This window comes from Clostridium sediminicola (genome assembly GCF_050402865.1).
Lineage (GTDB): Bacteria > Bacillota > Clostridia > Clostridiales > Clostridiaceae > Clostridium_AF > Clostridium_AF sediminicola.
Genome location: NZ_BAABMF010000003.1, coordinates 224,424 through 237,275, shown reverse-complemented (window position 1 = coordinate 237,275; position 12,852 = coordinate 224,424). Strand labels below are relative to the sequence as shown.

Genomic DNA, 12,852 nt, shown 5'->3' with positions numbered 1-12,852 from the left:
ATAAATTATTCTGAACGTTTTACGTAATGAGTATGAAGTAATTTATGAGCTTTTTTTCCGTAAGGTTCACCTAAGAATTCTTTATATAATTTTTCTATATAAGGATTATCATGAGATTTTCTGATAGCTTTACCAGAATCCTCTTGATAAATTGCTTGCATTCTTTTTTCTAGAATTGAAGCATCACTGTGACTGTAAGGCTGACCGCCTCCACCAATACATCCACCAGGACAAGCCATGATTTCTATTAAGTGATAATTAGCTTCACCAGATCTGATTTTTTCAAGTAATATACGAGCATTACCTAATCCACTACAGATTGCCACATTTACTTGTAAATCATTAACCATAACTGATGCTTCTTTGATACCTTTAAGACCTCTGATATCTTTGAACTCAATGTTGTTTAATGGCTTCTTAGTTAACCATTCAGAAGCAGTTCTTAAAGCAGCTTCCATAACTCCACCTGAACTAGCGAAGATAGTACCAGCACCAGAAGACTCTCCTAATGGAGCATCAAAATCTTCTTCTCTTAATGATGTGAAGTCAATACCAGTTTCTTTAATCATGATAGCTAATTCTCTAGTAGAAATTACGATATCAACATCTCTAACTCCATTTGGAGCCATTTCAGGTCTTGCAGCTTCGTATTTTTTAGCTAAACATGGCATTATTGAAACAACAACTATATTTTTAGGATCAACATTTAATTTAGCAGCATAGTAAGATTTAGCTATAGCTCCAAACATTTGTTGAGGAGATTTACAAGTTGAAGGTACATCTAGTAAATCAGGGAAATCATGCTCGAAGAATTTAACCCATCCTGGACAACAACTTGTTAACATTGGAAGAGTTCCTCCATGTTGAAGTCTATGAACAAATTCAGAAGCTTCTTCCATTATAGTTAAATCAGCAGCAAAATCAGTATCGAATACTTTATCAAATCCCATAGAACGTAATGCAGCAACCATTTTTCCAGTTACTAATGTTCCAGGTTCATATCCAAATTCTTCACCTAATGCAGCTCTGATAGCTGGAGCTGTTTGAACTACTACAACTTTTTCAGGATTATTTACAGCATCCCAAACATCTTCAATGTAGTTTACTTCAGTTAATGCACCTGTAGGACATACAGCTACACATTGTCCACAGAAAGTACAATTAGTTTCCGTCATAGGAGCATGGAAAGCAGGACTGATTGTAGTTTCGAAGCCTCTATTAATTGCAGATAATACTCCGACTGTTTGGACTTCATTACACATAGTTTCGCATCTTCTACATAGAATACATTTATCAAAATCTCTAATAATAGAGTAACTTGAATTATCTTTTTTAGTATTTCTTTTTTTACCTTGGAACTTTATTTTTCTAATTCCTAAATCTGCTGCAATCTTTTGAAGTTCGCAGTTAAGATTTTTTTCACATAGTAAACAATCTTGAGGATGATCAGATAATAATAACTCAACAATTGTTCTACGTGCTTTGATAGCTCTAATAGAATTTGTTTTTACAACCATACCGTTTGCTACTGGTGTACAACAAGATGGAGCAAGATTTCTTCTTCCTTCAATCTCTACAACACAAACTCTACAAGAACCAGGGTGGTTTGTTGTAACATCATCAGCTAAATTTAAATGACATAAAGTAGGAATATTTATATTTAATTTACTAGCAGCATTTAAAATAGTAGAACCTTCGTCTACTTGAACTTTTCTATTATTTATAGTTAAAGTTACTAAACTCACTATATACACCTCTCTTTTTTATTATTTCTTAATAATCGCATTTACTGGACAAGCCGTGAAACAAGCTCCACATTTAATACATTTTTCTTGATCAATTACGTGAAGTTCTTTAACTTTTCCTGAAATACAATCAACAGGACATTGTCTAGCACATTTTGTACAACCTATACATTTATCAGTAATGTCATAGCTTAGTAAAGCAGTACATGTTCCAGCGGGACAACGTTTTTCATTAATATGAGCTTCATACTCATCTAAGAAGAAATGTAATGTACTTAAAATAGGGTTTGGAGCTGTTTGACCTAATCCACAAAGTGAAGTGTCTTTAATAGTTTCTGCTAATTGTTTTAAGTCAGCTATATCAGTTTTTCTTCCTTGTCCTTTAGTAAGTCTATCTAAGATTTCATATAATCTTCTGTTACCTATTCTACATGGAGTACATTTTCCACAAGATTCTTCAACTGTGAATTCAAGATAGAATTTCGCTATGTCAACCATACAGTTGTCTTCATCCATAACGATCATACCACCAGAACCCATCATAGAACCGATAGCTGTTAATGATTCATAATCAATAGGAGTATCTAGAAGTGAAGCAGGGATACATCCACCAGATGGACCACCAGTTTGAACAGCTTTGAAGGCTTTATCATTTTTGATTCCGCCACCGATTTCAAAAATGATTTCTCTTAGTGTTGTACCCATAGGAACTTCAACAAGACCAACATTATTGATTTTTCCAGCTAAAGCAAAAACTTTTGTTCCTTTAGATGTTTTAGTTCCTATTGAAGTGAACCAGTCAACACCATTGTTTATAATTGCAGGAATGTTTGCGTAAGTTTCAACGTTATTAACACATGTAGGTTTGTCCCATAAACCAGATTCAGCAGGGAATGGTGGTTTTACAGTTGGCTCTCCTCTTTCACCTTCAATAGAGTGAATTAGGGCTGTTTCTTCACCACATACGAATGCTCCAGCACCATATTTTAATTCTATGTCAAAATCAAAATCAGTACCTAGGATATTATTTCCTAGTAAACCATATTCTCTAGCTTGAGAGATAGCTATTCTCAATCTGTTAATTGCAAGAGGGTATTCTGCTCTGATATATATATAACCTTTCGAGGCGCCAATTGCATAACCAGTAAGTGCCATAGCTTCTAATACACTGTGAGGGTCTCCTTCTAAAATAGAACGGTCCATGAATGCACCTGGATCTCCTTCATCAGCATTACAAATTACATATTTTTGATCAGCATTGTAGTTTCTAGCGAATCCCCATTTTCTACCAGTTGGGAAGCCACCGCCACCTCTACCTCTTAATCCTGAGTCAGTAATTAATTGAATTAATTCTTCTGGAGTCATCTCAGATAGAATTCTTCCTAAAGCCATATATCCTTTTGTTCCGATAGCTTCATCTATTTTTTCAGGGTTAATTAAACCACAGTTTCTTAAAGCTATTCTTACTTGCTTTTTATAGAAAGACATTTCGTCTTGTCTCTTAACTTTTTCTTTTATTGTTGGTTCTTCATAAAGAAGTCTTTGAACAACTCGTCCATTCACTAAATTTTCTTTAACTATTTCCTCAGCATCTTCAGGAGTTACATGAACATAGAAGATGTTATCTGGATTTATTTTTATAACAGGACCTTTTTCACAGAAACCAAAGCATCCAGTTATCTCAACTGTAACTTCTCCTGTAAGACCTGCTTTTTCTATTTCAGCTTCTAAATTAGCTTGTATTTCGTCAGCACGTTGTGATTTACATCCAGTACCACCGCATACTAGAATTTCTCTTCTACATCTTTTATTTTCAAAGGATACTTCTTCTTCATGAGAAGCATTTCTTAAGCTTAATAATTCTTTATTTTGCTCATAAAGTTTTTTAAGTTCGTCAAAAGTTTTGATATTACTCAATGTACTTACCTCCTATTCTTAGTATTCGCTCAAAATTTCTTTTACTTGTGCCGCTGTTGTTACATGACCTATTACTCTTTCATTAACTGTTAGAACTGGAGCAAGGCCGCAAGCACCTATGCATCTAAGGACTTCGATAGTGAATTTACCATCTTCTGTAGTTTCACCAGCTTTAATACCTAGTTGATCTTCAAAGGCTTTAAGTACTTCACCAGCACCTTTTACAAAGCATGCTGTTCCCATACATATGCTTATTACATATTCTCCTCTTGGTTCAGTTGTGAAGTATGAGTAGAATGTAACAACACCAAATACTTTTGCAACAGGGATATTTAATTTTTTTGCTACAAACTTTTGAATTTCTTCTGGAAGATACCCGAATATACCTTGAGCTTTATGTAAAACTTCAATTAAAGCACCTTGTTTATCGGGCATTTCGTTGATGAAATTTTCTAACTCAATAAACTTTTCTTTTACTAACTCATTAGAACACACTAATATATACCTCCTTGTATTATTGAGAATCCAAAGTAAAACTAGATTTTATCACGTATCAAAATCTCCACACATTAACGAGTTTTAGATATGTATTATAGACAACATATATTAATTATCAGCTAAAATTGCTTGTCTATAAAGCAAATTAATTTTTAAATTGGAAGCTCTACATAGTTTTTAAAGCTAAACTAAAAATGTCTAAGATTGTGATAAAAATATCATTCACAAACAAATATATATATATACCTACAAAATATTTATTCTTGGTAAAATAGGCTATATTTTACTCATTGATAAATAAATTTGAAAAAAAGTAGGTAAATAAATCTAATTTTGAATTGTTTGAAAATTCATAAAAGATATATTGTTCATAAAATTCAAATGCAAATAAAACTTATATATAATGAAATGAAAGAAATCACTTTACTTTGTTATATTTTTATCAGCCTTTTTCATTATACAGTAAAATAGAAAAAAAATTAATATATATATTAAAAGTTTTTTAAAAAATTTTATAAAGAGTAAAAATAAGACCCTAATAAATTCATTAATTACAAATAAAAGAAAAAGCATCCAAACTATGTATGGTTTAGATGCTGAATTACAACTTAATATTTATAAATATTTATAAATTTAAATTTTTTCTCGAGGAGTATAATGTGTATGTAGTAGAGCGTGAGCTTTTTCGCCACCAATTTCACCAATATACTCTTTATACATTTTTATTACAGCAGGATTATCATGAGACTTTCTAATTGGTTTACCTCTGTCTTCTCTATATATTGCTTCTATTCTTTTTTTAACAATATCTATATTTCCAAAATGATATGGTTGGCCGCCACCATCAATACAGCCTCCAGGACATGCCATTATTTCGATAGCATGGTAGTGTGATTCTCCTGATCTAATAGATTCTAGTAATTTTCTTGCATTTCCAAGTCCATGAGCTACTCCAATTTTTATATCTTGGCCATTAATTTTTACAGTAGCTTCTTTCAGTCCATCTAGGCCTCTAACTGCATGAAATTCTACATCTTCTAATGTATCACCAGTAAGCCATTCATATGATGTCCTAAGGGTAGCCTCAATAACACCACCTGTAACACCAAATATAGTTGATGCTCCAGTAGATTCTCCAAGAGGATGATCAAAGTCGTCATCTGGAAGTGTTTTGAAATCTATGCCAGCTTCAACAATCATATCAGCAAATTCTCTTGTAGTAATGACTAAGTCTACATTATTTTCTCCTTCATGCTTTAATTCTGGACGGTTTACCTCATATTTTTTAGCTATACAAGGCATTACTGATACTACAACGATTTTTTTTGGATCTATGTCAAATTTTTCAGCTAAATATGTTTTGGCAAGTGTTCCAAACATGATATGTGGAGATTTACATGTAGAAGGTATATCTATCATATCTGGGAATTGATGCTCAATAAATTTTACCCAACTAGGACAACAGCTGGTGAGAATAGGAAGTCGTCCTCCGTTTTGAAGTCTATCTATAAATTCATGAGCTTCTTCTACAATGGTAACATCAGCTGCAAAGTTTGTATCAAATACTTTCTTAAATCCTAGCCTTCTTAAAGCAGATACCATTTTTCCAGTAACAATTGTTCCAGGGTCCATATCAAATTTTTCACCAAGAGCAACTCTAATTGCAGGAGCAGTCTGTACAACTACATATTTATCTGGATCAGATAATGCTGACCATATCTTAGATTTATGACTTACTTCTGTTAGTGCAGCAGTAGGACACACTTGAACACATTGGCCGCAAAATGTACACATTGTATCTAACATAGGGAGACCAAAAGCAGGAGAGACTACTGTTTCAAAGCCTCTATCTACTGCAGATAAAATACCACATGTCTGAACTTCGTTGCACATTGTTTCACATCGTCTACACATTATACATTTATCTAGGTTTCTAAATAATGCGCCACTTGAGGCATCCTTATCATAATGGGATTCTTCACCTTTATATCTTATTTTTCGTATGCCAAGTTCTGCTGCGATTAATTGAAGTTGACATTGTGTATTTTTTTCGCAAACCAGACAGTCTGTAGGATGATCCGATAGTAGAAGTTCTACCATAGCGCGTCTTGCTTTTATTGCTCGCAATGAATCAGTTTTAACAATCATTCCCTCTGTAACTTCTGTAGAACATGAAGGAGCAAGATTACGACGTCCTTCTACTTCTACAACGCAAACTCTACAAGATGCAGTTCTATTTACCATTTTTATATCATGTAAATCTAGATAGCATAGTGAAGGAATGTGTATATTTATTGTCTTTGCCGCGTCTAAAATAGTAGTACCTTCAGGCACGGTCACTTTAAAGCCATTTATAGTAAGATTAATCATATTCATTCTTATTACACCTCTTTTATCCTATTTTCTTGTGATAGCATCAAATTTGCATCTTTCAGCGCATGCACCACAACTTATACAGGTTTCTTTATCAATTATATGAGTTTTCTTTACTTCTCCTGAAATAGCATCTACTGGACAAACTTTAACACATGCTGTACAACCAACACATTTTTCGGGTAGTATGTAGTATTTTGCTAATTTTTCACATACTCCTGAAGGACAGGTTTTATCTTTTACATGTGCTACATATTCATCCCAAAAGAAGTTCATTGTACTTAAAATTGGGTTAGGGGAAGTTTGACCGAGCCCACATAGAGAAGTATCTTTAATTATTTCACCAAGTTCTTTTAAACTTTGGAGGTGTGCCATAGTTCCTTTTCCCTCAGTAATTTTTGTTAAAATCTCATATAGTCTTTTATTTCCAATTCTACAAGGGGTGCATCTACCACAGGATTCATCTACACTGAATTCAAGATAAAATTTAGCTATATTCACCATACAATTATCTTCATCCATAACTATCATACCTCCAGAACCCATCATAGAGCCTATAGCAGTTAGGCTTTCATAATCAATTGGAGTATCAAGGTATTCTTCAGGTATACAACCACCAGAAGGACCACCAGTTTGAACAGCTTTGAATTTTTTGTTGTTTTTAATTCCACCGCCTAGTTCAAATATAATTTCTCGTAATGTAATTCCCATAGGTACTTCTACCAAGCCTACGTTGTTTATTTTTCCAGCCAAAGCAAAAACTTTTGTACCTTTACTTTTTTCAGTTCCAATGGAACTAAACCAATCAGATCCTCTTAATAAAATGGGGCTAATATTAGCAAAGGTTTCAACGTTATTAATGTTTGTTGGTTTTTTCCATAGTCCTACTTTAGATGGAAATGGAGGTTTAACAGTTGGCTCACCTCTGCCTCCTTCTATTGAATTTATAAGAGCTGTTTCTTCACCACATATGAAGGCACCAGCTCCGTATTTTAAGTCTATATCAAAGGAAAAATCAGTACCTAAAATATTTTCACCAAGGAACCCAGCGTCATAAGCTTCTTTCATGGCGATTCTTAGTCTTTCTATAGCAAGAGGGTATTCAGCCCTTATATATATATATCCTTTTTGAGCGCCTATACAGTAACCAGTAATAGCCATAGCTTCTAATATAGAGTGTGGATCACCTTCTAGTATGCTTCTGTCCATAAATGCTCCAGGATCACCTTCGTCTGCATTACAGATAACATATTTAATATCAGATTTTTCTTTTTTAGTCATTTCCCATTTAACACCTGTAGGAAAACCACCGCCACCACGACCTCTTAAGCCACTTTGTTTTATTTCGTTAATAACATCATCAGCAGTCATTTCAGTTAATGCTTTACCCAAGGCCTTATATCCATCTACAGCTATATATTCTCTTATGTCTTCAGGATTAATTAGTCCACAATTTCTAAGAGAAATTCTCATTTGCTTTTTATAAAAAGGCAAGTCATTTTGTTTATGTAATGTTTCACCTGTATCAGGTTGTTTAAATAAGCAGTCTTCTACTATTTTTTTATTAATAATATGTTCTTTTACTATTCTCTTTGCTTTCTCAGCATTTATTTCAATATAAAATATATTATCAGGCATAATTTTTACAATTGGGCCTTTTTCGCAAAATCCAAAGCAACCTGTAGATATAACATTTACTCTGTCTTGGAGTCCTGCTTTTTGAAGCTCTTTTTCAAATATGTCTATTACCTCAATGCCTCCTGAAGCATGACATCCAGTACCTCCACATACAAGAATATCAATTTTATCACTAGTTTTTTTATTTTTTAAATCTTCTGTAGTACGGATTTCAATTAAATTTTTATATTTTTCTTTTAAAGATTTTAATTCCTCTAAGGAGTTTACTTTATCCATATTAATTCCTCCAATTAACCTTATTGAACTATCTTCTCAGGGGTATATTCTGCTATAATTCCTTTAACATCTTCAACTTTAACCCTTCCATACACTTTTCCATCTACTATTACAACAGGAGCAAGACCGCAAGCACCTACGCATCTTAATGAATCGATAGTAAATAAACCATCTTCTGTTGTACTAGAATCTTTAAGATTTAGTTGAGTTTTAAATTCATTTAGTATTTTATCTGCACCTTTTACAAAGCATGCGGTACCCATGCAAACACTTATAACATGCTTGCCTTGAGGTTCCATAGTGAAAAATGAATAGAAGGTAGCTACTCCATATACTTTTGCAGCAGTGATGTCAAGTTTCCTGGATATAAAAAGTTGTAGTTCGTGTGGGAGATATCCAAATAAATCCTGTGCTTCATGTAATACATTAATAAGACAGCCTTCTTTTTCTTTTAAATTATCAATATGCTCCTCAAGTTTTTTCAATTTGTCTTTGTCTAATTTACTCTCATCTATGTTTATTTTTGACATATATAGTTTCTCACCATCCTTTTATTAGTTAACAGTTTACAGTGAACAGTGGACAGTAAAGGGAACCTTTCAGTGGAACAAAAGCTTTTTTATTTAAATTAAAGACAAAAAACTTATTAAATAAGCGAAAGGGGGTCATTAACTGTGGACTGTACACTAACTTGCTTTGCAATTTATAATTGTTGCGTCTAACCATTAAAATCTCATTAACTTAAAACTTATAACTACTTTAGGATAGTTCTCATATATGAAAACTACCCTAAAATAGTATGCACATTAATTGGTAAAATTATTTACAAAAGGAAAGAGAGTTATAATTTTTTTGTTATATCTTTAAATAATCTTTTCCAGTTTCCAGTTTACAATGAACAGTTTACAGTAAAGGATACCTTTCACTAATAAAGTGAAAGCTTTTAATTAAAATTTCTTTCCTTTTGCGTTAGTAAAGCGAACAAAGTTTAGTTAAAGATTTTCTGAAAGAAAATCATCCTATACTGTCAACTGTACACCGTCAACTGTAAACTAAATATAACTTGCTGCTCAATTTATCTTTTTTCTGTATAATTGTGATGTTTTGAATAAAAATAAGTATAATATTAAAAATTTCGAGGTTATGTATATTATTATGGGTAAATTTTGGTACAATATAGTATATATATTATATATGGATAAACTTCTTCAAAAGTTTATCTATATTCAATACACAATTCACAATTAAGGGAACCTTTCGCAAGCCAAAGCTTTTAATTGAAGTAAAAAGATAAAATGATTCCTTTTGCTATAGCGAAAGTACATTCTTAATTGTGCACTGTGCATTGTGAATTATAAATTATATAGACATATTATTTAATAATCCGGGAGGGAATATATGAATTTTCAAATAGGCAATGTATATCATGGTTTTAAATTAATAGAAACAAAAGAAGTAAAGGAGATAAATTCGCTTTACAGACTTTTTGAGCATGAAAAGTCAGGTGCAAAACTTTTGAATTTTGAGAATGATGATGATAATAAAGTTTTTGCTATAGGTTTTAGAACACCTCCAAATGATGATACAGGGGTAGCACACATAATGGAACATTCAGTGTTATGTGGTTCTAGAAAATTTCCTATAAAAGATCCATTCGTAGAACTTGCTAAAGGATCATTAAATACTTTTTTAAATGCAATGACATATCCAGATAAAACTGTTTATCCAGTTGCTAGTAAAAATGAACAAGATTTCTTTAACTTGATGGATGTTTATCTTGATGCAGTTTTTTATCCGAACATATATAAATATCCAGAGATATTAATGCAAGAAGGATGGCATTATGAATTAAATTCTAAAGATGAAGAAATAACATATAAAGGTGTAGTTTATAATGAAATGAAAGGTGCATTTTCATCACCAGAGGACGTACTTTATAGAAATATTGAAAAATCTCTTTTTCCTGATACAGCATATGGATATGAGTCTGGTGGAGATCCAAAATATATTCCAGAGTTAACAAATGAAGATTTCTTGGATTTCCATAAAAAGTACTATCATCCTTCTAATAGTTATATTTATTTGTATGGTAATGGAGAACTTGAAAGTCAACTTCAATTTATAAATGAAGAATATTTGGATAATTTCAACAAAATAAATGTAGATTCAAATATAAAGTTCCAACAGCCTTTTAATGGTATGGAAGAAGTTGTGTCTGAGTATCCAATTTCAGATAAAGATGATTGTGTAGATAAAACATATTTGAATTTAAACTTTGTAGTAGGGGAAAACACTGAGCCAGAGAAATATCTTGCTTTTAATATTCTTGAGTACTTGCTATTAGAAACACCTGCAGCACCTCTTAAGAAAGCTCTAATTGATGCTAATTTAGGTAAAGATGTATTTGGATTTTATGATAGTGGAATAAGACAGCCAGTTTTCAGTATTGTTGTTAAAAATTCCAATGAAGAAGAAAAAGAAAGATTTAAAAATGTTGTATTTGATACTCTTAGGGATTTGGTTAAAAATGGTATAGATAAGAAACTTATTGAAGGTGGACTTAATGCTAAAGAATTCGTATTAAGAGAAGGGGATACACGAACATATCCTAAAGGGCTTGTATATTTCTCAAAAGTTATGAATAGTTGGTTATATGATACTCATCCATTAATTCATATAGAATACGAAAATACATTAAAGATTGTAAAAAAAGCACTTGATACAAATTATTTTGAAGAATTGATAGAAAAATACATTTTAAATAATAATCATTGTTCATTGATAATGTTAACTCCTAAAAAGGGTTTGTCAGAAAAGAAGACTCTGGAAATAAATAAAAAACTCAGCGAATATAAAAATTCCTTAAGTGATGAGGAAATAAATAAACTTATTATTCAAACTGAAGATTTAGTGAAGAGACAGCAAAGTGGAGAATCAGAAGAAAATCTTAAAAAGGTGCCTATGCTAGATCTTGAAGATATAAATCCAAAAGCAGAACTTATTGAAATAGAGGAGAAGGATGAAGAAGGAGTAAAGGTCATTTATAGAGAGGATTTCACAAATAAAATAGTATATTTAAGTATGCTTTTCAATACAAGAGCTGTTGAAAAAGAACTTATACCTTATGTGGGCCTTTTATCTAGTGTAATTGGTAGTATGGATACAGAAAGCTTTAATTATATGGATTTAGCAAATGAAGTAAATATATCTACTGGAGGAATTGGATTCGCACCAGTAACATATATAAAAAGTGGGGATGCAGATACGTATTATCCTAGGTTTAAAGTCAAAGCAAAAGTTTTATCAAGTAAAATTGAAAAACTTAAAGAACTTTTAGATGAAATAATAAATAAAACAAAGTTTGAAGATAAGAAAAGATTAAGGGAAATAATTCATCAAATGAAATCTAGATTAGAAATGGCAATTTTTGATTCTGGTCATCTTGTAGCAGCTAATAGAAATTTTGCTTATTTCTCAGAGGGAAGTAAGTATGATGATATTTTATCAGGACTAGAGTTTTATAAGTTTATAATTGATATAGATAAAAGCTTTGAGGAAAAATGGGAAGATATATGTAGAAAATTAACAGAAGTATCAAGCAAAATATTTAATAAAGAAAATTTACTACTTGCGGTTACTTGTGATGAAGAAGATTATGAAGAAGTCAGAAAAACTTTACCCCAACTTATTGGAAGTTTTAAAAATGAGAAGGTAAACTATAATGATTATGAAATAAAACTTTCTAAAGATAATGAGGGTCTTCTAACTCAGTCAGATGTACAATATGTTACTAAAGGATTTAATTTTGTGAAATTAGGATATAAATATAGTGGGAATTTACTAGTATTAAAGTCAATTGCTAGTCTTGATTATTTGTGGAATAAGGTAAGAGTTCTTGGAGGAGCTTATGGTGCTTTTGCTTCATTAGGAAGAAGTGGAAATATGGTTTTTGCATCATATAGAGATCCTAATTTGAAAGAAACTCTAAATGTATATGATAATGTACATGAGTATTTCAAAAATTTTGATGTTGATGATAGGGAAATGACTAAATATATAATTGGAACAATAAGTAATTTAGATACACCACTAACACCTTCGATTAAATTAGATAAAGGAGTATCTCTTTACATGAGTGGAGTTACAAATGATGAGATTCAAAAAGAACGAGATGAAGTATTATCTACTACTCCTGAAAAAATAAGAGAATTTTCAAAAATGTTAGAGGATCTAATGAATCAAAATTCAATTTGTGTATTAGGAAATGAGTCAAAATTAAAGGAAAATAAAGAACTATTTAAGGATTTAGTAGATATATTTAATTTTTAACTCTTAACTTTCTTATGATAGTTTCTTCTTAAATGTGAATATTTATAGAGTTTTTAATATGAAGAATTTTTATACA

At 31.6% G+C, this 12,852-nt stretch carries 7 protein-coding genes; 1 reads left to right on the top strand and 6 read right to left on the bottom strand.

Going from position 1 to position 12,852, the window contains the following annotated elements; genetic code table 11:
- Positions 1–5: 5 nt before the first annotated feature.
- The 6 genes from ACQ3F0_RS07905 to ACQ3F0_RS07880 form a co-directional block, all read right to left on the bottom strand.
- Positions 6–1,745, bottom strand: coding sequence for an NADH-dependent [FeFe] hydrogenase, group A6 (locus ACQ3F0_RS07905; protein WP_428864634.1), 1,740 nt, complete (start codon positions 1,743–1,745; stop codon positions 6–8).
- 21 nt (positions 1,746–1,766) lie between these two features.
- Positions 1,767–3,662, bottom strand: coding sequence for an NADH-ubiquinone oxidoreductase-F iron-sulfur binding region domain-containing protein (locus ACQ3F0_RS07900; protein WP_428864632.1), 1,896 nt, complete (start codon positions 3,660–3,662; stop codon positions 1,767–1,769).
- A gap of 18 nt (positions 3,663–3,680) precedes the next feature.
- Positions 3,681–4,157, bottom strand: coding sequence for an NADH-quinone oxidoreductase subunit NuoE family protein (locus ACQ3F0_RS07895; protein WP_428864631.1), 477 nt, complete (start codon positions 4,155–4,157; stop codon positions 3,681–3,683).
- A gap of 636 nt (positions 4,158–4,793) precedes the next feature.
- A complete protein-coding gene (locus ACQ3F0_RS07890) occupies positions 4,794–6,536 on the bottom strand; it encodes an NADH-dependent [FeFe] hydrogenase, group A6 (protein ID WP_428864629.1) in 1,743 nt (580 codons plus the stop codon).
- Positions 6,537–6,557: 21 nt separating this feature from the next.
- On the bottom strand, positions 6,558–8,447 hold the full coding sequence (locus ACQ3F0_RS07885) for an NADH-ubiquinone oxidoreductase-F iron-sulfur binding region domain-containing protein (RefSeq protein WP_428864628.1): 1,890 nt from the start codon (positions 8,445–8,447) through the stop codon (positions 6,558–6,560).
- A gap of 20 nt (positions 8,448–8,467) precedes the next feature.
- Entirely contained in the window at positions 8,468–8,977 is a 510-nt protein-coding gene (locus ACQ3F0_RS07880; protein ID WP_428864626.1) for an NADH-quinone oxidoreductase subunit NuoE family protein, read from the bottom strand.
- A gap of 868 nt (positions 8,978–9,845) precedes the next feature.
- On the opposite strand from ACQ3F0_RS07880, the gene ACQ3F0_RS07875 reads away from it, so the two are divergent.
- Complete coding sequence (locus ACQ3F0_RS07875; RefSeq protein ID WP_428864625.1) at positions 9,846–12,776, top strand: insulinase family protein; 2,931 nt, start codon at positions 9,846–9,848, stop codon at positions 12,774–12,776.
- Positions 12,777–12,852 lie beyond the last annotated feature (76 nt).

What these genes read in the sequence shown, in the direction of transcription:
- ACQ3F0_RS07890 (WP_428864629.1), bottom strand. Translation starts at nt 6,536, where the DNA reads ATGAATATGATTAATCTTACTATAAATGGCTTTAAAGTGACCGTGCCT.
- ACQ3F0_RS07885 (WP_428864628.1), bottom strand. Translation starts at nt 8,447, where the DNA reads ATGGATAAAGTAAACTCCTTAGAGGAATTAAAATCTTTAAAAGAAAAA.
- ACQ3F0_RS07880 (WP_428864626.1), bottom strand. Translation starts at nt 8,977, where the DNA reads ATGTCAAAAATAAACATAGATGAGAGTAAATTAGACAAAGACAAATTG.
- ACQ3F0_RS07875 (WP_428864625.1), top strand. Translation starts at nt 9,846, where the DNA reads ATGAATTTTCAAATAGGCAATGTATATCATGGTTTTAAATTAATAGAA.